25 protein-coding genes and 1 riboswitch are annotated in these 26,830 nt (G+C 40.9%); of the genes, 8 read left to right on the forward strand and 17 right to left on the reverse strand.

From position 1 onward, the window contains the following. Nucleotides 1-45: 45 nt before the first annotated feature. From tenA to ABTV71_RS09155, 9 genes are all read right to left on the reverse strand, one after another. Complete coding sequence (gene tenA, locus ABTV71_RS09115) at nt 46-699, reverse strand: thiaminase II (RefSeq protein WP_121125939.1); 654 nt, start codon at nt 697-699, stop codon at nt 46-48. Next, entirely contained in the window at nt 683-1,525 is an 843-nt protein-coding gene (gene thiD / locus ABTV71_RS09120; RefSeq protein WP_121125938.1) for a bifunctional hydroxymethylpyrimidine kinase/phosphomethylpyrimidine kinase, read from the reverse strand. The genes tenA and thiD overlap by 17 nt, the downstream gene beginning before the upstream one ends. Next, a complete protein-coding gene (thiE, locus tag ABTV71_RS09125; protein ID WP_433902990.1) occupies nt 1,522-2,154 on the reverse strand; it encodes a thiamine phosphate synthase in 633 nt (210 codons plus the stop codon). Before thiE ends, thiD begins: the two co-directional genes overlap by 4 nt. Next, complete coding sequence (gene thiM / locus ABTV71_RS09130) at nt 2,144-2,947, reverse strand: hydroxyethylthiazole kinase (protein ID WP_433902991.1); 804 nt, start codon at nt 2,945-2,947, stop codon at nt 2,144-2,146. Before thiM ends, thiE begins: the two co-directional genes overlap by 11 nt. Nucleotides 2,948-3,026: 79 nt before the next feature. Then, nucleotides 3,027-3,119: riboswitch (TPP riboswitch) on the reverse strand. A 173-nt stretch (nt 3,120-3,292) separates the two neighbouring features. Continuing rightward, the gene (locus ABTV71_RS09135; protein WP_433902992.1) at nt 3,293-4,135 is read right to left on the reverse strand and encodes a VanW family protein; all 843 of its coding nucleotides are present in this window, start codon (nt 4,133-4,135) and stop codon (nt 3,293-3,295) included. 54 nt (nt 4,136-4,189) lie between these two features. Then, the gene (locus ABTV71_RS09140) at nt 4,190-5,353 is read right to left on the reverse strand and encodes a hypothetical protein (protein WP_433902993.1); all 1,164 of its coding nucleotides are present in this window, start codon (nt 5,351-5,353) and stop codon (nt 4,190-4,192) included. A gap of 133 nt (nt 5,354-5,486) precedes the next feature. Beyond that, nucleotides 5,487-6,230: a dienelactone hydrolase family protein gene (locus ABTV71_RS09145; RefSeq protein ID WP_433902994.1), complete on the reverse strand. Its 744-nt coding sequence runs from the start codon at nt 6,228-6,230 to the stop codon at nt 5,487-5,489. 111 nt (nt 6,231-6,341) lie between these two features. Further along, a complete protein-coding gene (locus tag ABTV71_RS09150) occupies nt 6,342-7,196 on the reverse strand; it encodes an NAD(P)-dependent oxidoreductase (protein WP_433902995.1) in 855 nt (284 codons plus the stop codon). A 153-nt stretch (nt 7,197-7,349) separates the two neighbouring features. Then, complete coding sequence (locus ABTV71_RS09155; RefSeq protein ID WP_121125932.1) at nt 7,350-7,976, reverse strand: Crp/Fnr family transcriptional regulator; 627 nt, start codon at nt 7,974-7,976, stop codon at nt 7,350-7,352. A 407-nt stretch (nt 7,977-8,383) separates the two neighbouring features. Here ABTV71_RS09155 and ABTV71_RS09160 point away from each other — a divergent pair, with 407 nt between their 5' ends. The 3 genes from ABTV71_RS09160 (at nt 8,384) to ABTV71_RS09170 (ending at nt 12,736) form a co-directional block, all read left to right on the forward strand. Continuing rightward, a complete protein-coding gene (locus ABTV71_RS09160) occupies nt 8,384-10,981 on the forward strand; it encodes a TonB-dependent receptor (protein WP_433902996.1) in 2,598 nt (865 codons plus the stop codon). A gap of 102 nt (nt 10,982-11,083) precedes the next feature. Further along, entirely contained in the window at nt 11,084-11,467 is a 384-nt protein-coding gene (locus ABTV71_RS09165; protein ID WP_121125930.1) for a hypothetical protein, read from the forward strand. 81 nt (nt 11,468-11,548) lie between these two features. Beyond that, a complete protein-coding gene (locus tag ABTV71_RS09170) occupies nt 11,549-12,736 on the forward strand; it encodes a tetratricopeptide repeat protein (protein ID WP_433902997.1) in 1,188 nt (395 codons plus the stop codon). A gap of 213 nt (nt 12,737-12,949) precedes the next feature. Here ABTV71_RS09170 and ABTV71_RS09175 read toward each other — a convergent pair whose 3' ends face one another. Then, entirely contained in the window at nt 12,950-13,822 is an 873-nt protein-coding gene (locus ABTV71_RS09175; protein ID WP_433903705.1) for a prephenate dehydrogenase, read from the reverse strand. Nucleotides 13,823-13,952: 130 nt separating this feature from the next. Continuing rightward, complete coding sequence (locus tag ABTV71_RS09180) at nt 13,953-15,113, reverse strand: pyridoxal phosphate-dependent aminotransferase (RefSeq protein ID WP_121125928.1); 1,161 nt, start codon at nt 15,111-15,113, stop codon at nt 13,953-13,955. A 270-nt stretch (nt 15,114-15,383) separates the two neighbouring features. Between ABTV71_RS09180 and ABTV71_RS09185 the strand changes: the two genes are divergently transcribed. The 4 genes from ABTV71_RS09185 (at nt 15,384) to ABTV71_RS09200 (ending at nt 19,908) form a co-directional block, all read left to right on the forward strand. Then, nucleotides 15,384-17,207, forward strand: a complete 1,824-nt coding sequence (locus ABTV71_RS09185) for an ABC transporter ATP-binding protein (protein WP_121125927.1) — start codon at nt 15,384-15,386, stop codon at nt 17,205-17,207. Nucleotides 17,208-17,340: 133 nt separating this feature from the next. Further along, nucleotides 17,341-18,540 (forward strand): aminofutalosine synthase MqnE, encoded by a 1,200-nt coding sequence (gene mqnE / locus ABTV71_RS09190; RefSeq protein ID WP_121125926.1) that lies wholly within the window; start codon nt 17,341-17,343, stop codon nt 18,538-18,540. Between the two features lie 17 nt (nt 18,541-18,557). After that, the gene (locus tag ABTV71_RS09195) at nt 18,558-19,184 is read left to right on the forward strand and encodes a histidine phosphatase family protein (RefSeq protein WP_121125925.1); all 627 of its coding nucleotides are present in this window, start codon (nt 18,558-18,560) and stop codon (nt 19,182-19,184) included. Further along, nucleotides 19,177-19,908, forward strand: coding sequence for a menaquinone biosynthetic enzyme MqnA/MqnD family protein (locus ABTV71_RS09200; RefSeq protein ID WP_433902998.1), 732 nt, complete (start codon nt 19,177-19,179; stop codon nt 19,906-19,908). Before ABTV71_RS09195 ends, ABTV71_RS09200 begins: the two co-directional genes overlap by 8 nt. Nucleotides 19,909-20,030: 122 nt before the next feature. On the opposite strand, the gene ABTV71_RS09205 is transcribed toward ABTV71_RS09200, so the two are convergent. The 6 genes from ABTV71_RS09205 to ABTV71_RS09230 form a co-directional block, all read right to left on the reverse strand. Beyond that, nucleotides 20,031-21,335: a DEAD/DEAH box helicase gene (locus tag ABTV71_RS09205; protein WP_433902999.1), complete on the reverse strand. Its 1,305-nt coding sequence runs from the start codon at nt 21,333-21,335 to the stop codon at nt 20,031-20,033. A 138-nt stretch (nt 21,336-21,473) separates the two neighbouring features. Next, nucleotides 21,474-22,520, reverse strand: a complete 1,047-nt coding sequence (gene asnA / locus ABTV71_RS09210; protein WP_433903000.1) for an aspartate--ammonia ligase — start codon at nt 22,518-22,520, stop codon at nt 21,474-21,476. Nucleotides 22,521-22,771: 251 nt separating this feature from the next. After that, nucleotides 22,772-23,098 (reverse strand): HesB/IscA family protein, encoded by a 327-nt coding sequence (locus ABTV71_RS09215; RefSeq protein WP_077435550.1) that lies wholly within the window; start codon nt 23,096-23,098, stop codon nt 22,772-22,774. 80 nt (nt 23,099-23,178) lie between these two features. After that, nucleotides 23,179-24,357, reverse strand: coding sequence for a cysteine desulfurase family protein (locus ABTV71_RS09220; protein WP_433903001.1), 1,179 nt, complete (start codon nt 24,355-24,357; stop codon nt 23,179-23,181). Between the two features lie 26 nt (nt 24,358-24,383). Then, nucleotides 24,384-24,809, reverse strand: a complete 426-nt coding sequence (locus tag ABTV71_RS09225) for a DUF983 domain-containing protein (protein ID WP_077435546.1) — start codon at nt 24,807-24,809, stop codon at nt 24,384-24,386. Between the two features lie 2 nt (nt 24,810-24,811). After that, on the reverse strand, nt 24,812-25,678 hold the full coding sequence (locus ABTV71_RS09230) for a helix-turn-helix domain-containing protein (protein WP_433903002.1): 867 nt from the start codon (nt 25,676-25,678) through the stop codon (nt 24,812-24,814). Nucleotides 25,679-25,825: 147 nt separating this feature from the next. On the opposite strand from ABTV71_RS09230, the gene ABTV71_RS09235 reads away from it, so the two are divergent. After that, nucleotides 25,826-26,692, forward strand: coding sequence for a mechanosensitive ion channel family protein (locus ABTV71_RS09235; RefSeq protein WP_433903003.1), 867 nt, complete (start codon nt 25,826-25,828; stop codon nt 26,690-26,692). The last annotated feature ends 138 nt before the right edge of the window (nt 26,693-26,830 follow it).

Raw genomic sequence — 26,830 nt, forward strand, 5'->3', positions numbered from 1 at the left:
ACAATTGGTGTTCATTACCGAACAGTTTATTGTTGTTTTTGGTGGTTACCACATTCTCTTTTCGTAAGCTGCCTGCCAGAAATGATATTCCAATCGGGAGGCTGTTATAAATACTTGTCGCATTTTCTCCCGATTTGTTGCACTACTTTGTTCAGAAATTTGATCAACATAATTTTTGGCTTTTTTCACGCCCTCGGCGAAGTCCTCACCACTATAGGTATCGATCCATTTGGAATAGGGATTTTGGTTGCCACTGGCGATCGAAACGATGTGGTCGCCAACTTCTTTATAAATCCAAAAGCAGGGTAAAGTTGCGGCCATAGCAACTTCAATAGGTTCAAAGGCAGCTACACTTTTTAAAAAATGCACGTAATGGTGGCAAACGGGTTCTATCTTGTTGCCGTCTTCCGGATCCAGACCAAATTCTTTAAAATAGTTTTCATGCAGCGCTTTTTCGACGATAAGCGCATTGCGTCCAAATTCAAAATAATCCAGGGCTTGCTGATTGTCTGCACTCTTTGCACCGATAAAAGCTAAAACACGTCCAAATTCCTCCAGATAGAAAGCATCCTGGCGCATATAGAATTGAAATTTGTCCAGCGGTAGACTGCCATTGCTCAGTTCAGAAATAAAAGGCATGGCTAGGATATCAGCATAAATTGGTCTTATAGCATCCCAGGCTTTATCGCTCCATTTCATGAAAAATAAGTTTAGAAGGGTTGTGGAAATGATTAAGTGGCCCATTTCCTTTGCCAATAACGAGGTCTTTGCTTGCCTTAATTGCCTCGTGGACATAATCTAAAGCGGTAGCGACAGCTTCAGCAAGAGGGAATCGCTGCGCTAACTGGCTCGCTATTGCTGAAGAAAGAGAACAACCGGATCCATGTGTATTTTTGCTGTCAATTTTTTGGGATTTAAATACCAATGGAGCTGTATTTTGCTGGAAAAGGAGGGTGGTCAGTTCGCTACTTTGAAGGTGTCCACCTTTGATAAGGACAGATTGACATCCTTTTTCAAGCAATGCGAGGCCTGATTTTTCCATTTCTTGTACATTGTCGATGGTGCTTCCCATCAGTACGCTTACTTCATCTAGATTGGGCGTGATAATGGTTGTTTCCGGAAAAAGTAAGTCCACGCAAGCCTGTATCGTATCATCATGAATCAATTTGTGACCACTTGTTGAAACCATCACCGGGTCAAATACGATTGCCCCTGGGTAGTCTTTTAAATAGGATGCGATCAGCTCAACAAGTTCAATGTTATGAACCATTCCGATTTTAATTGCGTCCGGATAAATATCGTCGAAAATCGCATCCAACTGCTCACGCACGGCTTGAGTCGGTATTTCATAGATATTCCGCACCCCTTGTGTGTTTTGTACGGGTAACGCTGTCAGGACATTCATTGCATAGCATCCCAGGGCCGATATGGTTTTTGTATCCGCTTGGATGCCAGCTCCGCCGCTGCCATCAAATCCCGCTATACTCAGAATGGTGGGAACTGTATATTTTTTCGTTGTGTTCATGTTAATAATTCCTTTAGTTGAGCGCTACGCTCCCTTGGTTTTTTACTTTGGCAAATTGCCGATACGACCGCTACGGAATCTGCACCGGACAGCCAGGCTCTTGCGCTGGTATCCAGATTCATGCCTCCGATGGCGACCAGGGGCTTTTCGGTTAAATTCCGTAGCTCAGCCAGCCCACTGATTCCCCAAGCTGTAATGGTGTCTGTTTTCGTTTTTGTTGGAAAAATTGGGCTGACACCAAGATGGTCTACTGCGGCCATCTGTTTACTGTCAAGTTGTGTCCGATCTTCAAGCGACCAGCCAATTTGAAGACGCTGCCCGTATTTTTCCCTTATTGCTATAGGCGGACGATCGTTTTGTCCTACATGTACCCCCCATGCCTCGATTTCAATCGCAATATCCACGGCATCATTGATGACTAATGGGATTCCATAGCGATCGGTAAGCTGTTTTAGCTTCTTAGCTTTTTCCAGAAATCTTGCCGGCGTTTCGTTCTTTTCGCGTAACTGAATAATATCTACACCACCGATTATCGCTTCTTCGGCAATATAGAGCCAAGGAGTTGGATAGCAGTCCTGTTCAGAAATAACCAGATACAAGGGATATGGAAATAGGGGATTAATTGCCATAGTGTTTAATGTTGAGATGCGTGCGGATACGCTCTTCATTCAGTAGATAAAGCTCATCATAGAGATTCATCTGTAAGGAACCAGGACCAGCGGATCGTGCTGTTGCCAGTTCACCTGCTAGGCTCAAAAGGGACACACCGGCGGTCGCTGCTTCATAAGGTTGGTCTGTGACCGCTAAAAACGCACCGATGAGTGCAGTTGCGCTACAACCAAGTCCAGTGACCTGAGTCATTAAGGGGTGCCCATTGTGTACCTCAGCGGTATGCTGTTCGGACAGGATATAGTCTACCTTTCCGGAGATGCAGATGATAGATCCTAATTGTTCTTGTAATGCTTTACCAAAGCCGACAGCGGCCTTGCTGTCGGCGGTGCTGTCTACTCCTTTGGTATTGACCTGGTTGAAATTGTAAAGGCTCATGATCTCTGATGCATTTCCCCGTATTACAGTTGGCTTTAACTCCAGGAGATTTGCCAATAGGTCATTGCGAAAAGCGGATATCCCTGCGCCCACCGGATCCAATACCCAAGGGCGACCAATGTTATTGGCGTGTTCTGCTGCCACAAGCATGGACTCGGCGGTAAGTTCACTCAATGTGCCGATGTTCAGTACCAACGACTGGGCAAGATCAACAACCTCGCGCACTTCGGATGGACTGTGAACCATGACTGGGGAAGCTCCGAGAGCAAGGAGTGCATTGGCGGTGCTATTCATCACTACCAAATTCGTAATATTATGTACAAGTGGTTTTTGCCGTCTGACCTGTGCTAACAGATCGATAATTAAATCTTCCATTCCTTTTTGTTCGCTATGTTTGTACGTGGCTTTGACAGGAAGAAATGAGACAGATGGGCTGTCCGGTATATTTCAATATACCTAAGCGGTTGCTTTTCCCTACGCCGGTATAAACCGGATCAGGTTCGAAGGGACTATCTCAATTCTATACAGAATACCCCCAAAGCCATATCAAATTTAGACAAAAAAAAGGACTTTTTATAACCTGTGTTTTATTCGGTCCCGGAATAGTAAAAATGAGAGCGAGCGATTTGACCGACATTTTCAGTATTAGTTGGGAAATAGATTGAGCCGACAACGAGTAGAGGATGATGTCAAAATGATCTCGTGCAGCTAAGCTGCTTGTTAATAATTTATATTGTCTTCAGCTGGCAATTCCGTGTAGTCAGGAGGGGTATAAGTGACGCGGGCAAAATTTTTCGTTAGGAGTTCCGTATCAACAACCTTTCCACCCTGAAATTTTAGGAATTTTTCTCGCCAGATTTCATTTTTTCGATAAAATTGATCACCTATTTTAAGGAATTGATGCTCCTTTTCAATGACGTGATAGGCAAAATCGAGCTCCTGATCGATCCTCAGTTCACCTTCAAGGCATTTTTCGGTAAACCAGAGATTGATCTGAAATGTATAGGGTGTATTGTTGGTAAACTGATAGTCGCGATAGTTGTAAAATACCGTTGCACCGCTCCCGAAAGGTAATACACGCCCATCATCGGGAAACGGATCAAAAGAATGGTGATAACGCTCCGTGACTGTTAGTGGGCTATGGATAACAAGCCAATGGATCAGATTGGAGATCTGGCAGATTCCACCACCGATACCTGCCTGTGCTTCGCCGAAAGACAATTCCATCCCTGGAAGATAGCCCTTTTTTTGTGTGGGTTGACCGACCAGTTTACAGAATGAAAAGGTTTCGCCGGGGTGGATCAGTACACCATTGATCTGCTTTGCTGCAATCTTTAGATTGGTCACTTTATTGATCTGCAGTTGCATATTGTTTTCTCCCAGCTTCTTTAATAAAACGGACTGGTGTTTTTTGATGCGGTACTGCAACGCTGTTGTAGACTTGATTTTTGTGTACTTTTTATTATCCAGTAACCAAATGGCTTTTCTTTGTGTCCTTCTTGCCCAGACAGCGAGAAAATACAGTAAAGGGTGACGTTGACTTATTAATTTCCGTTTTTTCACTAATGACAGATGATGGTTTTATTGCTTCCTTCTATTTCAGTTTGCGCGTTTGAATTATTGAGAAGTGGAGGAACTTTTCTTTGTTTGTATTGTTTTAGAGGTGATTTTATTCTGCTTATCAAATATAGTGCTCTCGTATTGATAGTCGCCTAAGTCTTTTGATACTATTTTCGTTTCCAATGTACCATCGCGATAAAATAGATAGGTCGTTTCGTTGCCCAGCACAGCTATTTTGGATTCAGCACTGAGCTTTCCCATTGCGTCAAATATCTGCCAGGAAGAGAAATTGTTTGCTTTTGGGTCATCATAATGATACAGTCTACGGTTTTCGATGACGTCATTTAACCCTGAAACTTCCTCAATAAGCTGCCCATTTTCATTGTAACGGTGGTCGACCCAATGCATCCGTTGGTAAACGAAATGAATGGACTCCTCCCGGATCAATTGATATTGATCATTTAAATGCTGGATGGAGACGGACCGCCGCTCAGGGTCGGTAATGAGAATAGCATGTGGTAAGTATTGATAAATTGTACTAGAGGACCATTTGCTATTTTGAAGCTGTTGTATCGAATCGATTAATCCCCATTTGTTGTAAAAATATTTGATGTAAAAATTGATCCCATTAGACAAATTGTTTGCCGAGAGCTCTTTGCCTTGCTGATAAACGGTTGTTATAATGCCGCTGGGTTTTTCGAGGTTCTCCCCTGTAAAGGTTTGCGAAATATACGTTCCGTCATATTTGCCTTTTTTTTGCGTGGAGTATATCGGAAGACCGGACTGGGAAATGATGGCGGCAGCATATTGTCTGGAGGGTTCAAATGGAATAGCTGCTATGGAATCGAAGAATAGTTTCGCATCGTATTTAAGCGCTTTTTGAGGCGTACTTGCCTGCTTATTGTTCGTCAATATTGATGTTGCGGCCTGGAGATAGCTTTGACTGTCATAGATCACTTTTGGTCGGCTCTGACCATCAAACAGGATCATGGCATTTCGTTGTTTGAGGGTCGGTACGTCCACTGTCCACTTACGCTTGTTGACAACAAAAGTGATTTTTTGGGCATCTGTTTTTGAGACCAGGAGTTTGGTGGTACTATAGGGAACCTGTCTAATAATTTCATTTGCCTTTTGATCATGGAGGCGCATCGCGAAATCCGTTGATTTATCGGATTCATTGGTAACGAACAGGATCGCTTGGGTAGGTGCTCCGATTTCCATTGATTTTATCGTTTGGGATCGTGCCATAGTCGTACAGAACAAGAGTACCAATAACTGGAAAATAATGGGATGGGGCGCTATTGATCTGGAATGACAGTTCATTTAAATAGGGGAAGCTTTGTCTTTATATGTTTTAGTTTAGTACTTCTTTTAGGAATAGTAAAGTATGCTCCCAAGCACGTTTGGCCATGACAGGATTATATTCAGGTGATTCCGGATTGGTAAAGGTATGGCCAGAATTGGCATAGGTAATGATCTGCCAGTCCGCTTTTCCTTCATTAAGTTCCTTAACCAATCCATCATAATCTTCTTTTGATACACTTTTGTCAGCGGCGGGATGTTCAACCAATACTTTCACATTGATCGCTGCATTAGGTCTGTCGGCTGATTTGGAGAGTCCACCATGAATACTGACCACCCCTGCCACAGGAAAACCAGCGCGTGCTGTTTCCAGTGCTCCGGTTCCGCCAAAACAGTAACCGATTACTGCAATTTTTTCAGGATCAGCCCCAGCTTCCTTCAATTGTTTCAGAGCAGCCGCAATGCGCTGCTGATAGGCCTTGTAGTCTGCTTTATAATGGCCGGCGATTTTCGAAGCCGCTGTATTGTCTGTGGGGATATTTCCTTCACCATAGATATCGGCAATGAAAGCAATATAACCTTCTTTTTCAAGTTGCAATGCGGCTTGTTTCGCCTCGTTATCTATGCCTTTCCATGCGGGTAAAATAAGGACAGCGGGTCCTTTTTTGTCGGCGTTGGACGTGATAAGTCCGTTCAGTTGCTGTGTTCCGTCCTTGTAGGATACTTGTTTTAACTCCTGTGCTTTCATACCCATGGTAACCATAGTTAATAGAAAAAATGTCAAAGCTGTTTTCATTTGTTCTTAATTTTATTAGCCGTCAGATGGGCTGTGTGATTAAAGATACCTTTATGTCCTGTGAAAGTCCTTATTGCGCTTGATAAGCAAAATTGTGTCAGATAAACAAACTTAGACTCCGGATGGTTTTATTGATTCAATAATTCCGATCACATCTAATTGTCCCAAACCGTTGTCATGTGCCTTTTGATAGGTTTCGAGCAAGGTGTCCAGTAGGGGATAGGCTGCTCCCGCTTGCTGTGCCAGCCGGATATCTTTTAACATCAGATCCAGTGCAAATGCTGCGCTGTAATTTCCTTCAACAAGCAGAGGCGTTTTAACTTTCGTTGCTCCGCTGCCGCTGGCACTATCGTTGATAATCGCTAGCATTTCACTACGTTCAATTCCTAATTGATCGGAGAATAAGATGGTTTCGGCCAGCCCTTGATAGAGGATTGATAGAAAGTAATTGATAGCTAGTTTTGCGGCAATACCTTTGCCATTTTCACCAAGATGTTTAACGGATTTTCCCATCTTTTCAAGGTAAGGTCTGGCACGTTCGAGGTCAGTTTGTTCTCCACCCACCATAATGATCAATGTACCTTCCGCTGCAGGTTTAGTACTTCCGGCGACCGGAGCATCCAGAAATGCAGCGCCTTTTGCTTTTAGTTTATTGGCAAGATTGATACTCACATCTTGAGCGATGGTACTCATATCCACAAATAATTTTCCGGTGATGGATTGTTCAAGAATCTTACCGTAAACTTCTTCGACGGCTTCATCGTTTGTCAGCATGGTGAAAACAACATCACTGGACCCGATCAGATCGGTGATGTCGCTATAAACAGTTGATTGTGCTGCAAAGTCTGTTGTTCTGCTGATGTTTCTATTGTAAACGGCAAGTGGAAAACCTGCTTTTTCTAGGTTTTTTGCCATGGGATTCCCCATGTTTCCTAACCCTATAAATCCTATGTTTTCTGTCTTCATATTAAATCCTGTGATGTGAACCGAACATTCTGCTCACCATAAAGGTACAAATGTTTTTGGACCTACGGGTTACAAAGCTAGGACAACAGCACAGAGTATTGAAATCTGCCTCTTTAGGCTTTATATCCGCTGGATACGAATTTACTTTTGTTGCTAAATCAATACCCTGATCTCATTCCTGAGCAATACGATTTTGTCTTCATTCTCCAGTTTTTTTAAGATCCGCGAAACGACAACGCGAGAAGTATTCAGATCGGATGCAATATCCTGATGAGTAAGGGTAAGGATTCGGTCGTTGGTCAGATTTACTTTTGCTTTTAGGTAATTGAGGATACGTTCTTCCATATTGGAGAATGCAAGATTATCTATGGCCTGTAACATTTCATTCATCCGGCTGGAATAGCTTGATATAATGAAATTGCGCCAGGAGGGGTATTTTGCCATCCAGTCATTGACCTGTTCATTGGGGATCATGGCTACGGTTGTGTCCTTTTCAGCCCGGGCACGAATTTCACTTTTTTTATTACCCAGACAACAGGCGATAGACATGGTACAGGTCTGTCCCTGTTCAAGATAATAGAGTAGGAGTTCGCCTCTGGCTTCATCCTCGCGGACGACTTTGATTGCTCCCGCTAGCAAGAGGGGCATTGCTCTGATGTATTGATCGGTATCGATGATGATATCGCCTTCACGGAAAGTTTTGATGTGGGCGTTCTGTATAATTTCTTCAATCAATGCAGGTTCAAGAACACCTGCGTAAGCTTGTTCAATGGACAACATAGTTTATTGTTATTAATTTAAATATAACGATTTCAATTGTATTGAAGATGCATGTCCACTGAAATGATGAGAGTTGATCGTAAAAATCGGTCAGTGTAACCAAGAGGAGAGGTGTTCATCATAAAATACGGAAAAGAAACCATAATTTGAGTTATTCAAATAAGACAAAATTTTATTTTGATTATTTTTTATGTATTGATATAAATAGGATATTTTTGTTGTGGTTATGTTAATGGTGTGGCTTATCTGTTGAGTTTTTTGTTTTAAAATCGAATTTAACCTGTGGAAGATTAAAATCTGAAAGGAATATAAATACGGTATTTATAGCCCCACTAGTGTTAAAATTAGTTAAAAAGACAATCAATTCCTAATTTTGCGGCACAAAAAACAAAACAATCACATCTAACATGAAAAAGTCTTTACTTTTTTTTGCACTTGTTTTTGCTAGTTATGGAGCGGTTCATGCACAAACGGCAAATACAAGTTCGGTTTCAGGAGTTGTAAAAGAGGCTACTGGACAAACAGTTAAAGGAGCAACCATTAAAATCACCCACCTCCCAAGTGGAAAAGTAGTAAGCGGCTCAGCTGATGCTCAAGGAAAGTTTCAAATTTCAAATCTTCAGGAGGGAGGTCCCTACAAAGTGGAAGTGACATACATCGGAGAAACTCCAGTGGTCATTGAAAACATCCTATTGAAATCGGGCGAATCGTTGAATATCAATCCGACATTTTCGGAAGACGCTTCAACGAATTTAGATGAGGTTGTTGTTGTTGGTCATGGTGTTGTTGACATAGCGGTAGGTAGAAAAACGCCTATTGCGGTTTCAACGATTCACAGAACGGAAATTGAAGAAAAAGTAGGTGCGCAAGATATCACGTCAACTTTAGCAAATACGCCATCAGTTTACATTACGGGACAGGCGAAAGGTTTTGGGGAATCTTCAATGACTACACGTGGTTTTGACCAATCCAATACCGCATTTTTATTGAATGGTCAGCCTGTGAATGGAATGGATAATGGCCGTGTATATTGGTCTAATTGGTCCGGTCTTACAGATATTGCATCTTTGGTACAGATCCAACGTGGCTTGGGGGCCTCCAAACTAGCGATTTCATCTGTGGGGGGAACCATCAACTTTGTAACCAAGTCCACAGATATGAAAGAGGGTGGTTTTGTGCGCACTACAGTCGGTAATGACATGCTGATGAAAGGAACAGTTGGCTATAGTACCGGAATGATGAAAAACGGTTTTGCTGTTTCAGCAATGTTTACACATTGGTCCGGTGATGGATACGTGAATGGTACAGAAGGGCAGGGACAAAATTATTTCTTGTCTGTGGGTTATAAAGCGAGCGAGAAGCATAACTTTAATCTGATGGTAACTGGTGCTCCACAATGGCATAACCAAGGTTTCACTTCGACGTTGGATAACTACCTGAAAAATGGACGTAGATACAATAGCAATGTCGAGACCGTTAATGGTGCTGAAGTTAACTACCGTAAAAATTACTACCATAAACCGGTAGCCAATTTTAACTGGGATTGGACCATCGATGATAAATCCTCATTATCTACCGTTGTTTATGCTTCCATAGCAAGTGGTGGTGGCCAATCGAAAAGATCAGAGAAAACCAATAAGGGACCTTATTTGTCTGCGGATGTAAACAATCACCAATGGTATGGTATCGTTTCCAACTATAATCGTAAATTAAATGAGAATTTAAATTTCAACGTTGGATTTGACTTGCGCGATTATAAAGGCGAGCACTATCGTCAGGTAACGGATATGTTGGGGCAGTCATCCATTGCAAACGTAGGTAACGTAAACTTGGGCAACAATGTCTTTATTACAGAGACTTATTCAACCAATCCATGGAAGGCTTTCTCAAGCCAGCCTAAATCGACAGAAAATAGATTAGCATGGGATTATGAGCAGATGATCCGTTACGGCGGCTTATTTGGTCAATTAGAATATGCTAAAAATGGTTTTACCGCATTTTTCCAAGGATCAGTTTCACAACAGCAAAATAGCCGTAGAGAATATTATCTAGAGAAACCCGAAAACTCAAAATCAGAAAATGTCAATAATTTTGGATATAATACCAAAGGAGGTGTAAGCTATACCTTAGGCAAACATAGTCTTTTTGCTAATGCTGGTTACTATTCACGTCAGCCTTATCAGAACAATATCTTCATGAACTATAGAAATGACGTGAACCCCTATGCGGAGAACGAGAAGATCTTAGGGCTTGAATTAGGGTATAAATTCGTGTCAAGATACATTGATGTGAATGTGAATGCTTATAAAACGACTTGGGAAAATCGGGTGACAGGTAATTCAAAAAATGCTGTAAAAGCAGATGTTGAAAAATACAATCCAACCAATGATCCGAACATCTTAGTAGAGGGAGATTATCTTTATTTCTCGAATTATGGTGTAAAACAAAACCACAAAGGGGTGGAGTTGGATTTTGCTGCCCGTCCTTTCAGCGGATTTACCCTTAAAGGTTTTGCCTCTATCGGTGACTGGAAATACGATGGAAAATCCGTTACGATTGTCCGTAATGAAGACAGAGTGGTGTTGGCAACAGAAGAAACCGATCTAACAAATGGAAAAGTTGGAGATGCTGCACAGACAACCTATGGTTTAGGGGCCAAGTATTTTATCACGAAAGGTTTATCTGTTGACGGAGACTGGAGATCCTACGATCGGTTATATTCTTCAAGACAAGCTGGTGAGGGCAAAGTATTGGAATTACCATCGTACCAACTTGTTGATGCAGGTGTTTCTTATAAAATAGATATCACTGAGAAGAATGCAATAAGTTTTAGATTTAACATCAACAACTTATTCAACAAATTCTATATTTCTGAGGCGACTACAAATATTTTTGAAAACAAGAAGGGTGAAACGAACGAATATTGGAATGGAATCAATACCTCTAACACTGTATTGATCGGTCTAGGTAGAACGTGGAATGCTTCTGTGAAGTTTACATTCTAATAAAATATCCTATTTAGTATTAAGAAGACTCACATTATTGTGGGTCTTTTTTTGTTTTTTAATAAAAACTTAATATTTTTAGGTGATCTAACTGCTAACCTGATGTTGCATAAATTAATTTGTCTGGAAAATTTACAGATAGGCACCGTTTATTTTTCCGCTTTTGTGGTAAACCTGGATGGTGGAAGTATCGGTTTTGCTTTATTTATTAACCAAGAAAATGACCCGATTTTTATTTTTCGAAAAGAGAAGAAAAATGAAGTGTCTTTCCATGTGAATGAAGATCAATTTTTTTGGATTGTAAAAAATAGTCAATTTACTGCTGGTGAACGCCAAAGCTTTTTCGCAGAGTTTGTTGAATTTTTACGTTTAATGGAAGACAAAGTTTCCAATTATGTCTTTAAACGTGAAAAACTTGTCAGATTTACAAATTCGAGGGATATCGTTCGGTACAAATATCTCTATTTGACCGGTGAACTGAATTAAATTGTTCCTATTTAAGCAAGATTGGGAGACGGTTAAATTTTTTTTGTATCGAAATTTAGTTTAGTTTTGAGTATGAAGCAAATGATGTCAAATCTATCTGTTACCCTTTGGGACAAAGCTGTTACTGAATCGGATTTTAAACTTCCGTCTCCTGTATTACTTGCTAAGTTTTCTTTTTTGCCCATTTCGTCATTTTTTCCAACGGATATCATTTCTTTACCCCAAGACCGCTTTGATCACATCCGGAGAGAAGACATCAAACTCCTATTAAAAGGCTTTTCGATGGGGATTATTGCTGATAATGATCCCGTGCAAGTCTTGGAAGAGGTCATCGCGCTGTCGAACAGTGTATTGGCATACAGTTACCTTGGGCTCTATTATTTTAAAATAAAAGCCTATGAAGAAGCAATCGCTGTCTATAGCAGGGCAATTGAATATTTTAAAGAGGAACCCTATTTTTATGCAAGCCGATGCTTGGTCTATCGCCTGACTGGGGAAGATGAGGGGGCATTTTATGATTACCAGATTGCCAAAAGGTTAGACTTTAATTACCATAGCGTCTTGGAATGGCAAGAGAATCAAGCTGAAGTCAGTTATTTTGAAGCAGAAAATCTGGTCATTCAGGAGCTGGAATCTACGTCCAAAGAACTCAGTACGGATGAGCTGAATTCATTAGGGCTTGAATATGTACATTGTTATAATTATCTGAAGGCGATCGAATTGTATACCTCGGCCATTAATAAAAATACAACAGGAGATAGTAACCTCTTTGTTTTCAGAGGAAGTCTCTATCTAAAATTGACCTGCTTTGAGTTGGCTTTAAATGATTTTAATCGGGCGATCGAGCTGGATGAAAATCAAACGGCTGCCTATGTATTCCGTGCCAAGGTGTTTGAATCCTACCGTTATTCAGAAAAAGCACTTAAGGATTACGCGAAAGCGGAAGAAAATGACGGCAACTCATCTATTGTGTATGAGGAAAGAGCTTCCTTATTTGAACGTCTGGGCTGCCTGCCCGAAGCCTTGTCTGATTTTGACCGTTTGGTCGAATTAAATCCCGACGACTTTTATGTCTATTCTTTACGAGCTGATCTTAAGGAAAAACTGGCAGATATGCATGGTGCATTGAACGATTATTCAACAGCTATTGAGCTGAATCCTTATTATTCGGACTTATATTCCTATCGGGCTGCCATTAAAGAAAAACTCGGTGATTCCGTAGGAGCGAAGCTTGATTTAGATAAGTTTGATGAATTGGAAGATGAATAAAAAGAGTAAAGGCATTCAAAAGAAAAATACGTCCACCCGAGAATAGAATAATTGAAGCTAATTAGGAGGACGAATAGACGAATAAAATTAAATAGCAACGGGGCGGTCCAAAGTTTGGACTGCCCCGTTGCTATATTAGCTGAGCTCCCATCGAAGTATGGAATTGTTCTTCTTTAAATCTGCACGATGGCCGATCTAAAAAGAATTGCTGCTTTACTTGATGATGCGCTTAATTTTATTTGAACGCTTGATCAGTTTATGCAATTTGTCATAGTCTTCACTGGCAATGGAATCATGTAACGACTGTAGTTGTTTGATATGTTCTTCCAGAACTTCCAGTACATTTTCCCGATTTTGTTTGAAGATGGGGGTCCACATATCGGGTGAACTTTTGGCCAGGCGTACCGTGGATTCAAAGCCTGATCCTGCCAGCTCAAATATACGTCCCTGTGATTTCTCCTTTTCCAATACCGTTAATGCTAGGGCAAATGAAGTAAGGTGGGAGATATGCGAAACATAGGCTGTATGTACATCGTGTTCATCCGCATTCATGAAGCAGGTGCGCATTTCCAGTTGATCGGTGATTGCATCGGTGATTTCGAAAGCGTCTTCATCTGTTCTGAAGGCTTCAACATAAACCATCATTTTGCCTTTAAAAAGACCGGCAACAGCAGCTTCCGGGCCAGAATATTCTGTACCTGCCATAGGGTGGGCAGCGATATAGCGCCCTCGATTTGAATGATCTTTGATTTTGTTGAGTATGTTGGTTTTAGTCGATCCCATATCTATAATAACTTGATCGGTGACCTGATCAAGGATCTGAGGAACGACCTGCAAAATCGCATCAACAGGAATAGTCAATATAAGTACCTTACATGTTTTTATTGCTTCTTCCAAGGTCATCGCTTCGTCGATAAAGCCAATCTGCTTGGCTTTGTCAAGATTTTTCTCGCTTTTATCTACGCCAATAATCTTACTGCAGAATTTTGTTTCCTTTAGGCGAATGGCAACTGAGCCGCCAATTAAGCCTACGCCTACGATGGCAATATTCATATGTGAATAATTATTAATTCGTGTTGATTGTATGTATTAATGCTTTACATTTATTTTACGGGCTCTTGAAGCCTGATCTTTTTTTGCCAAATGAAATAGCTGTTTGTTTTTCGTCATCACGGCTATTTCATCTGAGACTGATATGTTATATTGAAATTTGCTGTTAGAAGCTTTCTTTGATGCGTTGGATGGATGCTTCAAGAACTTCCACAGTGGCGCAGAGACTGATGCGGATATACTGATTTCCACCATCTCCAAAGATTCCTCCTGGTGTGATAAACACACGTGCGTTGTTCAATGCAGCATCGCTCAATGCATAACCATCGTTGTAGGTATTCGGGATTCGTGCCCACACAAATAAACCCACCTGATCTTTTTGGTATGAACAGCCCAATAGGTCCATGATTTCATATACCTTTTGACGTCTAGCAGCATAAATTTTGTTTAAATCCTGATACCAGGACGCATCAAGTTGCAGGGCTTTTGCTGCTGCCAATTGAACAGGCAAAAACATTCCGGAGTCCATATTGCTTTTAAAACGTAACACCTGATTGATACGCTCTTCGCTACCAACCAATACTCCGACTCTCCAGCCAGCCATATTGGAAGATTTGCTCAAAGAATTTAATTCGATTGCGACCTCTTTAGCGCCTTCTACGCTCATGATACTACGTGGTTTATCAGTCAGGATAAAACTATAGGGATTGTCATGACAGATGAGAATGTTGTATTCCTTTGCAAACGCAATCAATTCCCTATAGAACGCATCTGAGGCCGAGGCACCCGTAGGCATGTGCGGATAGTTGATCCACATCAATTTGACGTTTGACAGGTCATGTTTGCGAAGTTCGTTAAAGTCAATCAGCCAATTTTTTTCCTGTGTAAGCTTATAGGTTATTGCTTCTGCTCCGCTTAATCTTACGGCCGCAGCGTAGGCTGGGTAACCGGGATTAGGGATAAGCACTTTGTCCCCTTCTTGGAGGTAAGTCATGCAAATGTGGACGATTCCTTCTTTCGACCCAATCAGTGGTAAGATTTCCGTATTGGGGTTAAAAGTAGCCTGATAATAGCGTTGATACCAATCTGCAACAGCTTGCCTTAAGGCCGGAGCTCCTTTATAATTTTGATAGCCATGTACATTTGGAAGTTGTGCATTCTCACTCAGTGTCGCGATTACCTCCGGGTGAGGGGGTAAGTCAGGACTTCCAATTCCTAGATTGATTACACGTGCACCCTGTCTGTTAAGCTCATCTATTTCCCTTAATTTTTTTGAGAAATAATATTCTTCAGTGTGCTGCAATCTTTTGGCAACGTCTATTTGCATTTTATTTTTAATAATTTTGGTACTTTAATGAAGCTAAATTAGGGAATTATCTATAAAAAGCAGCTATTTTTGTCGTTTTTTCAATCCAACATCCCGTTTTGTATTTATCACTGAGGTGCAACAATTTTATTGAATAAAAGTGTATGAGTGCTTTTCTTGATTAATTTGTTATTTTTGTTCAATTTCCTCGCTTAACAGAATTTTAATGGAAGAGGAGAGGTCGACAAATTATTTTTTTTTATCAAATTAATTTGTCTTAGTTCAAAATAAATGAAAACATATTTTAGGCTCTTATCATTTGCTAAACCCATTGAGAAATTTGCAATTCCGTATGTAATTTGCACCTTGATAGCGGTTGTTTTTAGCACATTAAATCTAGCATTACTCGCTCCATTACTTCATACACTTTTTAATACAGGGGAAGCTACTGTCGAAACAGTAAAACCTGAGACTTATACCGATATTTTAGCTTGGTTTAATTACTATGCTAGTATAGCAAATGACCAATTGGGAGCTTATGGCGCATTGAAGTATGTTTGTATCGTTATTGTAATTTCTGTATTTATAAGCAATCTTTTCCGCTATTTCTGCCAGCGGATTATGGAGAATTTTAGGATACATACTTTGTTAAAACTCCGTAGAGCAGTATTTGATAATGTAATGGATTTACACGTTGGCTATTTTACGGGGCAACGCAAAGGAGATATTGTCTCAAAGGTGGCATCCGATGTACAAGTTGTGCAGTATTCGGTCACAGGTACATTGCAAGTGGTATTCAAAGAACCTTTGCAATTGATCGCTTATATCGTGATGCTGTTTAATATTTCAGCAAGACTGACCTTCTTTTCGTTGCTGGTCATTCCGATTTCTGCATTTTTTATTGCCCGGATTGTAAAGAATCTAAAAAGTCAGGCGCGCTCGGCACAGGAATCCTATGGAAATATGATTTCCTATCTGGACGAAGCATTATCAGGTGTCAAAATCATCAAGGCCTTCAATGCAGTTTCTTTTATCAAAAATAGATTTCACAATGAGAATGAACGTTACGCTAATATCGGGCGTGCGATGGCTAAGCGGCAGCAAATGAGTTCACCTGTCTCGGAGTTATTGGGAGTCATCATGGTAGCCATCATCTTGTTATATGGTGGCCATTTGGTGCTTTCAGGAGATCAGAGTTTGACTGCTCCCGCATTTATTGCTTACATTGCTATTTTTTCACAGGTGATGCGTCCTGCAAAAGCATTGACCGATGCCTTTAGTGGTATTCACAATGGTCTTGCTGCAGGAGAGCGGGTATTGGAACTGGTCGATGAGCGGAGTGAAGTGACCGACAAGCCTAATGCGAAAAAGGTTGATAGCTTTAAACAGAATATTGTTTTTAAGGATGTAAATTTTGCCTATACGAAGGATAAGAAGATCCTTCAGGGGATAGACCTGACGATTGAAAAAGGAAAAGTAGTGGCTTTGGTTGGTCCTTCAGGTGGAGGTAAATCGACATTGGTAGACCTTATACCTCGATTTATGGATGTCACTGATGGTCAGATTCTTTTTGACGGTGTGGATTTGAGAGAGCTGGATCAGGATTCTTTGCGTAATATGATCGGTGTAGTCAATCAGGAATCGATTTTATTTAACGATACCATTTTTAATAATATTGCATTTGCTAACTTGTCCGCCAGTCAGGAGGAGATAGAAGCTGCAGCAAAGATCGCCAATGCACATGAGTTTATCCTAAAGACAGATCATGGGTACCAAACCAATATTGGTGATCGAGGCGGTAAATTATCGGGGGGACAGCGTCAGCGGATCTGTATCGCACGTGCTGTGCTGAAAAACCCACCGATCATGCTACTTGATGAGGCGACTTCGGCTTTGGATACCGAATCTGAGAAACTCGTGCAGGATTCACTCTATAAATTGATGGACAACCGGACAACAGTTGTCATCGCCCACCGTTTAAGCACCATTCAGAGTGCCGATAAGATCGTTGTGATCGAAGCAGGAAAGATTGTTGAAGCAGGGAGCCATAGTGAATTGCTACAACGTGATGGCTTGTACAAGAAGTTGATCGAGATGCAGCAATTTACCGACTAAGCATGTCGTTTTTAGGAAGTTTTGTTTGTCTTTCCAGGACTAAACATGACGCAGTCCTGAATAAGTGTTATCACATTTTATTATAACTTTTGTCGCCTTTTAGGTACATTTGTCTAAGATAGGAGATACATTAATGAACGCAATAGATAAATTAAATTTCTTGATCAATGATAAAAATTTAGCCGTTGAATTAAGAAATATTGCTGAGAAAGTTTTGCGAGAGGAGCGTATCACTTTTGATGAGGGAGTTCTTTTATATGAAAAAGGTGAATTAGGCTATCTTGGTGTTTTAGCCAATTACATCCGTGAGAAACGTCATGGAGACTATACCTTTTTTAATCGTAATTTTCACATAGAGCCCACCAATGTCTGTGTATATGACTGCAAATTCTGTTCCTATTCCAGACTGATCAAAGAGCGTGCTGAAGGTTGGGAAATGGAGGTCGATGGCATGATGGATATTGTGAAGAAATATGACAATGAAGCCGTTACCGAAGTGCACATTACAGGTGGGGTGGTGCCGAAACAAAACCTTGAGTTTTATGCAGATTTCTTTAGAAGATGTAAAGCACATCGGCCAGAATTGCATATTAAGGGACTCACGCCAGTAGAATATTATTACATCTTCAAGAAAGCAAAGTTGAGCCACTACGACGGACTGAAATATTTACAGTCTTGTGGCCTGGATTCGATGCCCGGAGGCGGGGCTGAAATCTTCCATCCGGAAATCAGGGAACAGATTGCGCACGACAAATGTACCGCTGAACAATGGCTTGACATTCATGAGCAGGCGCATCGTCTAGGGATGCATACAAATGCAACGATGTTATACGGTCATATTGAGCAATTTTGGCATAGGGTGGACCATATGGAACGTTTGCGGCAGCTTCAGGATAAAACCGGCGGCTTCCAGACTTTTATTCCATTGAAATTTCGGAATAAGGAAAACCAAATGTCGCATATCCCTGAGGTTTCGGTTGTCGAAGATTTAAGGAACTATGCGGTTGCGCGGATCTACATGGATAATTTTGATCATATCAAAGCGTATTGGGCCATGATTTCGAGAGACACTGCACAATTATCGTTGGCTTTCGGTGTGGATGATATTGATGGCACCTTGGACGATACAACCAAAATCTACAGCATGGCCGGTGCCGAGGAGCAAAAACCCGGTATGACAACACAAGAGGTCGTGGAATTGATAAAAAAGGTAGGCCGCCATCCCATCGAGCGGGATACCCTGTATAATGTGGTAACAGACTATAAAGATGTTGTCTTTGACGAGGATTCCAAAAAGAAAAGTTATTACGCACTACCTGTAGTGAACTCATAAATTAGACTATACCCATTTTGAAAAAGACATTTTATTTTATACGACACGGACAGACTGATCTAAATTTAAAAGGCATTGTGCAGGGGAGGGGGGTTAATTCTCCATTAAATGAAACCGGAATGGCTCAGGCTCAGGCTTTCTTTGAACGGTACAATACAGTGCCATTTGACAAAATATACACCTCGACCTTATTGCGGACACATCAGACAGTAAAAGGCTTTATTGACCAGAATTTACCTTGGGAACAGCTCGTCGGATTGGACGAAATTAGCTGGGGAATCTACGAAGGAAAGGAGCAGACTCCCGAGTTATTGTCGGGTTTTGAACAACTGGTTGCTGCATGGCGCAACGGAGAATTGGATGTCAGTATTGAAAATGGAGAGTCTCCCAACGCATTAATGGAACGCCAGCAGGCTGCATTGGATCATATGCTAGCCCAAGCAAATGAAGAAAATATCCTCGTTTGCATGCATGGTCGCGCACTGCGTATTATGCTTTGCCTGATGACTGGTATTGATGCCCGATATATGGACGATTTTCCGCACACAAATACTGCTTTATATAAATTGCTGTACGATAATGGTCAATTTGAAATCATAGATCATTACAATACAGATCACTTAGAAGCATTGATGAATGAATAAAATTAGAGTTTCAGCCGTATCTTACACAAACACATATCCGTTTTTGAACGGAATACGTAAATCAAAGGTTATGGATCAGATTGATCTCAGTGTCGATTATCCAAGTGCCTGCGCTCAAAAAGTAATAGATGACGAGGCCGATATGGGAATTATTCCAACGGCCGCACTATTAAGTCTTCCCGAATATTACATCAATACGGACTTTTGTATTGGAACCGAAGGCGCCGTTGATTCGGTGTTTATTTTTTCCAATAAGCCCATTACGGAAGTGGAAACCCTCAAATTGGACAAGCAATCGCGTACATCGAACGGTTTGGCCCGCGTGCTTCTAAAAAATTATTGGAAAAAAGATATTCAGTTAATTACTGACGACGGCGGGATGGAGCCGGATGCCTATGTCCTGATCGGTGACCGCACCTTCGGTAAAAAGAATAGCGTACCCTATGTTTATGATTTGGGAAAGGAATGGTTCGATTTTACTGGATTGCCTTTTGCGTTTGCACTCTGGGTAAGCAATAAAAAGTTGCCCGAATCATTTGTGAAAGATTTCAATGACGCGCTCGCCTATGGCGTAGCAAATGCGACCGATGTCATTGCCGGACTGCCCGAATTTGAAGGATTTGACTATACAAAATATTTAACGGGACATCTTGATTTTCACCTAACGGATAAAAAACGGGAAGCTGTACAACGTTATCTGGGCTATTTAAAAGATCTGGACTGATCAAATAAAACTTAAGCTGTTAGCATACGAAAAGAGGTTTGTTGTAGATATGCCCCAAAAAGTTAGACACTATTTGGGGCATTTTTATGGGCTTCTATAAAAAATATGCTGTTGCGTAGTTTCTATGTTCTCCCGACTTTCACTTTTCGGCCCTTGACTTTCTGTCCGTTTGCCGCATTGATGATCGCTAAAGCCAGTTTACGTTTGACAGCAACATAAGCAATTTTGTCTTTGACTTCGATAATTCCGATATCGTCTTTTTCAATGCCATCCAGATTCAACAGAAAGCCAACGATGTCAATTTTGTTGACTTTATCCTTCCTTCCGGCGCTGACATAGAGTGTAGCGAAAGGCGAGTTTTCGGGAAGATCATAAAAGTCGGGGAACTCCTCCTCTGGCGTATCTTCCAAAATGTAGGGATAATTCTCTTCAGGTTTTAAGATGACATACACATCACCTTTTGCCTGCATACGCGCTGTGCGTCCATTGCGGTGTGTAAAATCATCTTCTTTATGTGGAAGCTGATAGTGAATGATTGCATCCACTTCCGGAATATCCAATCCCCGGGCGGCAAGGTCCGTCGTAATCAGAACATTGTTGGAGTGGTTTCTGAATTTTAGCAGCGCCAACTCTCTGTCCTGCTGCTCCAGGCCACCATGAAAGATATCATGAATGATATTACGATTATCCAACAGGTCGCTGATATGTTCGACAGCATCACGATGGTTGCAAAATATAATCATTTTTTTTGTGCCGATCTTGCAGATAAGTTTTAAAAGCGCTTCCAGTTTCTTTTGACTGCTGGAAACTACTTTTTTTATCGTGATCCGCGGGATGTTGTTTGCATCTTTTAGGAAATCTACCGTAATGGGCTCCTGAATCTGCGTAAAAGCCGGAATGGTCTCCATTGTTGTCGCAGAGGTCAATATACGCGACTTAATTTTGGGCATGTGCCGAATGATAAAATCCATTTGCTGTTGAAAGCCAAGCTCCAGGGACTTGTCAAATTCATCCAGTACTAAGGTATGGATTTGGGTCGGATCGAAATTCCCCTCTTCAAGATGTTGTTTTATTCGACCAGGGGTGCCGATAAGAATAGATGGCGCATCTTTGAAGGCATTTTTTTCGATACGGGTGCTGTGTCCACCATAAGCGCAGGTTACTTTGTATCCCGTGGTCAGTTTGCGGATGACTTGTTCGATCTGTAAGGCGAGTTCACGGGTCGGGACTAAAACCAGCACCTGTACTTCACGGGCGATATCTTTTAGCTGTTGTAGTATTAGTAATGAAAAGGCTAAGGTTTTTCCTGATCCTGTAGGGGAGAGCAAAATGAAATCTTTGTCGTGTTGGTAGCTGGCCAATACCTTTTGTTGCATTTCATTCAGGGATGAAATACCGAATTTGTTTAAAATAGCTTCTAGCTGCATGGCACAAAAGTACTAATTAAAACGAAAAGGTAACCCATCTCTTTCAGAGGGATTACCTTTGTCGAATTTTTATATTGGACTTTATGGCAAAAAGAAGCTTTTTAATGATCCAATGTATTATACTTTATTGGTATTGTTTTAAAGTATATCAATACCTTCTTCGCGTAAAGCTTGTTTTTTATCCTCTTCCCAGATACTGACCTGTACTTCGCCGATGTGTTGCTTTTTAAGCATAAACATACAGACACGTGACTGGCCGATACCACCGCCAATAGATTCGGGCAATTCATCGTTAAGCAGCATGCTATGAAACGTTAGCTTAGACTTTTCGCTGCAATTTCTGATTTCCATCTGATGAGCTAATGCTTTTTTATCGACACGGATACCCATGGATGAAAGCTCGAATGCAGAATTTAGAATGGGGTTCCAAACAAGGATATCGCCATTTAAACCCTTGTATCCTGCCTCGTTGGTGGTACTCCAGTCGTCGTAGTCTGCCGCCCGACCATCATGTGCTACTCCATTGCTCAGGGCACCACCAATACCGTACAGAAATACTGCACCGTATTCTTTTGTGATGGCGTTTTCTCGTTCTTTGGCACTTAAATCCGGGTATTTTTGCAATAATTCCTCCGAAGAGATAAATGTAATAGTCTCCGGAAGAATCGCTTTGATCTTTGGGTATTTACGCTCCACCTGTAATTCTGTTAATCGAAGTGATTCATATATTTGGAGTACAGTATCCTTCAGAAGAATCAAATTACGCTGATCTTTTCCAATGACTTTTTCCCAGTCCCATTGATCCACATAAATGGAATGTATAGGGGTGTAATCCTCGTCTGGACGGAGGGCTTTCATATCGGTGACAATACCCTCACCCGGTAACATTTCAAGCTCTTTTAAGCGTACTCTTTTCCATTTTGCCAATGAATGAACCACGACTGCCCGTTTTTCATTTAAAGATTTGATCGGGAAGGAAACAGGGCGCTCGATGCCGTTCAAATCATCGTTTAATCCTGTGCCATCTAGAACTACCAATGGCGATGAAATTGGAATCAGATTTAACTTGTTTTTTAATTCTTGGACAAATGTATCTTTAACGAAGCTGATAGCAACTTCGGTATTTAAAAGTTTTCTTCCCTCCATATGAGTCAATTGAAAAGCCATGTACGGATCGTTGTACATCGCATCATTTTTCTTATTCAGTTATTTGCTACAAAAATATGAAAATATCATTTGGTAATATGTTTTGTTGTTATTTTTGATATTTATCCATTAAAATGTTGAAAAAATATAAATATTACAAGAAAAAGTGAATAGGTCAATAGGTAATTATAAAACTATTAATTTGTCGGTGCAACTAAACTCGCCCGACCTCATAAAAAAAGCCCTGAAATAATTCTCAGGGCTTTTTTGTTCTATTGAATGGGATGCGTTTATACCGAGAAACTCTCACCGCAGGCGCAAGTACGGCTTGCATTAGGATTATGAAATTCAAATCCTTTTCCGTTCAGCCCATCGGAATAATCAAGTTCGGTTCCTGCTAAATAGAGAAATGATTTGATATCCAAACAGATTTTTACCCCCTTATCTTCGAAAAACTGATCTCCCTTTTTTTCCTCATTATCGAAATTCAGTTTATAGCTTAAGCCTGAGCAACCACCACTTTCTACAGCAACACGCACAAAGTAATTGCTGTCATATTGCTCATCCTTCATGATTTCCTCGATACGAGTTTTTGCTTTATCAGTAACTGTAATCATAGTTGTATCTTTGTCTACAACAAAGATACATACAATCTCGCTATATTTCGTCTGTTCTTAAGTTTTTAGAATGTCATAAATTAGCTGATCAAACCAGCCTTAAAAAGTTGCCATATCGGCGATTGATCCCTTATTTTTTGTACAGCCTCTTTGATCAGTTGCGCGCATTGTAGGATTTCTTCACGCGTAGTCAATATGCTTAGGCTAAATCTGATCGCAGCAAGTGCATCTTCCTTGGATATGCCCATAGCCAGCAGTACATGTGAAGGTTCCCTTGATCCGGTGACGCAGGCGGAGCCGGAGGATAAGGCTAAAGTAGGGCATGCGGTCATGATCTCGCTTGCAAGAACATGTTTGAAACTGACGTAGCTTGTCGTCGGTAGACGGGAAGTATTTTGCCCATGTATACTAATTTCGGGAATATCAGCCAGTTCAGCTTCCAATAGATCCCGATAGGCTTGAACGTTTGTATAGGCTTGAGGGTTTAGCATCGAGATCGCCTTTCCAAAGCCGACGATGGCCGGAACATTGTAGGTGCCGCCCCGAAAGCCATTCTCCTGGCCACCACCTAAAATTAGTGGAGTAAGCTGAATGGGCTTTGATTTGCGTCGGATATAAAGTGCACCAACTCCCTTTGGACCGTGAATTTTATGTGCACTCAGACATAAAAGATCGATAGGAAGCTCTTGCAGGTCGATCGTAACTTTTCCGATGGCTTGTGTGGCGTCACAAAAAAATAGAATGTCTTCTTCTTGACAGATAGCTGCCACCTCTTCCATTTCAGTCAGTACGCCAGTCTCATTATTCGCTGCCATCAGGCAAATTAATATGGTTTTAGTGGTAATAGCATTTTTAAGATCATCCAAGGCGATACGCCCCTGGCTGTCAACAGGAAGATAAGTGATTTGTGCGCCCTGTTTAGTCAGCTGTTCACAGCAGCTTAATACTGCTTTATGTTCCGTAGCAGCGGTAATGATATGGTTACCTTGTGATCGGTATTTGTCAAATACACCCTGCAATACGGTATTAATGCTTTCTGTAGCTCCGGAATTGAAAAAAACTTCCTTTGGCGTACAATTTAAAGCCTCGGCAACCTGTTTTCTACTCAGTTGAACAGCTGCATTAGCGGCTCTACCCATAAGGTGGTAAACACTGGACGCATTAGCATAATTTTGGATGAAATAAGGGCTCATTTCCTGCCATACCTCATCCAAAATTCGGGTGGTTGCATTATTGTCCAAATATATGGTATCCTTCATCAGCATAAAGATAAGGATAATGGCGTTTATGCCGAAGCTTTCACATCAACTTCCTTCTTTTTGACATTGGGATCATAACGTAGCCCCGGAGTCAGCCAATACATCAAAATAATGCGTGAATACCGATAATTGAAGGGCGACATCAACACAACGCTTAATATAGCAACAGTCGCATAGAGAATGAAGGATGAGTCATTACCCGTGAGGATGTAAGTTGCCATACAGGCTGTGACCATTTCTGCGATGGCAAAAGCATAGGTGACATACATGGCGCCATAGAAATATCCAGGTTCGCGCTCGTAACGCAGACCACAGTATTCACAATGACTGTTCATCTTTTGGACCTTCAGGCCATAGGCAGGACCTTGATAGACATGACCGACTCTGCATCTTGGGCATTTTGCCTGCCATGCGGCTTTGAATTCGGATAATTCGTATTTAACTTCTTCCATAGTTATAGTTGTTTTCTGAACTCCTCGGGTGTGAGATCAGTGGATTTTTTAAAAAATTTGGTGAAATAAGAGTTGTCCTTAAACTGCAATTCATTTGCAATTTCAGTAATATTTAAATTTCGATTGATTAATAGCCGTTTTGCTTCCAGGACAATCCGGTTGCGGATGATTTCTCCAGCAGACTGGCCGATATAGGATTTGCAGATTGCATTGAGGTGATTTGGCGTTATAAATAGCTGATCCGCATATACACTCGGTAATTTGGTGGATTTAAACTGTTGTTCCACCAATTGCTGAAAACTATTGAATATTTTATGATTATAGGGGTTGCTTCCATCTTTTTGTTCTTTCTCTGAACAGATGGAAACATATAGTAAAAATTGCAATAGTAATGTGCGGATATAATCTTCGGATAAACCCTCGGATTTCGCGGACAAGATTTTGTCCAGGATATCCGTGGCCTGCGAACGGCAATTATCTTTCAGTTCAAAAATCAAGTGCTCAATTTTACCCTGTAAAAAACTGAAACGTTCCAGATAGTCCGTGCGTAATAAAAAGGACTGGAAATAGTCCACTGAGAAATTAACCACATAGCCTTCCTCATCACCGGCAAAATTCCAGGTATGCACCTGACCGGGGGCCATGAAGTAGATCTGAAAGGGAGTAATTTTATAATGATTAAAATCAATGATATGATCACCCGAACCTTTGGTAAATAATACAAAATGATAAAAATTGTGTTTGTGGGGAAACACCATATCAGCATGCTTGATAACGTAATCACTTAAGTCATCGATGTGGATAGTTGTTTTATTGTTGAGGTCGATGCTACAACTATCTATGATGGGAATGGTGTTTTTTCTATTCATATTACAAAGTTAGCCTTTAATTTCTTTTTATAGTGGTGTTAATATTATGTTTTGTGGTATTTTTCAATGATTTTTATATTTTGAATGGTAAGTGTGGATGTTGGAACAATCCTTGTTTCAAAATGCATTGAAATATATTTAATAAACATGGAAAGTAATTTAAATAGTCTAGGGACTAGATTTGGACGATTGACCGATATCGTCATTGATTCAATACCGGGTATTATAGGTGGTATTATTTTATTGATTATTGGTAAATACGTCATCGATCTGGTCAACCGATTATTGCACAAGCGTTTTGAGAGAAGAAATGTCGATCCTTCAATCCGCGCATTTATCTCCAGTATCGTCAAGATTGTGATGTGGGTGATGTTGCTATTGACGGTTGCCAGTCAGGTTGGTATACAGACCACCTCTTTCATTGCGGCACTGTCTGCATTTGGTTTAGCTGTAGGTATGGCGCTACAGGGAAGTTTAAGTAACTTTGCCGGCGGTGTGCTCATATTGATGTTTAGGCCTTTTGAAGTGGGGGATTACATCTCGAGTGCGAATGGTACGGCTGGGACGGTAGAACGAATAGATATTTTATACTCTACACTAATCGGTGATGATGGTGTCCGGATTTTTAGTCCAAATGGTCCATTGGCCAATTCGGTGATCAAGAACTATACGAAAATCGTTCAGCGGATGTTTGAATATACGGTGAGTATATCTTATGACAAAAATATAAAAGACGCAAAGGATATTATCCTTAGGGTGCTTCGCTCAAATGAGACTATTTTGACTAGCCCCGAACCCACAGTATTTGTGAAGGAATTGGGAACGAGTTCAATAGTGTTAACCGTAAGAGCATGGACTAGGCGCGAAGATTATTGGCCGGCACGCAATTCAATGCAGGAAAAAATTATGTTGGAACTGGAGCGCAACGACTTGAGTGTAGCGCCTAATCCAACACAGATTAGCATTATTTCCAATGCGAGCGACCAGGGCAAACAAGTCAACACAGATGGTTAATCATCTGCCAGGGCTCGGATAAGAATAAAGTACCGGTAGGCTATTATGGCCTGCTGGTACTTTTTTAGTTTAAGCGGATCCTTCTTCCCATATTTGGGAAGAATTGCTTTATTTAGTTTGTTCAGGAACTGAAAGAAA

The sequence above is a fragment of the Sphingobacterium puteale genome (assembly GCF_050986225.1).
GTDB classification, from domain to species: Bacteria; Bacteroidota; Bacteroidia; order Sphingobacteriales; family Sphingobacteriaceae; genus Sphingobacterium; species Sphingobacterium puteale.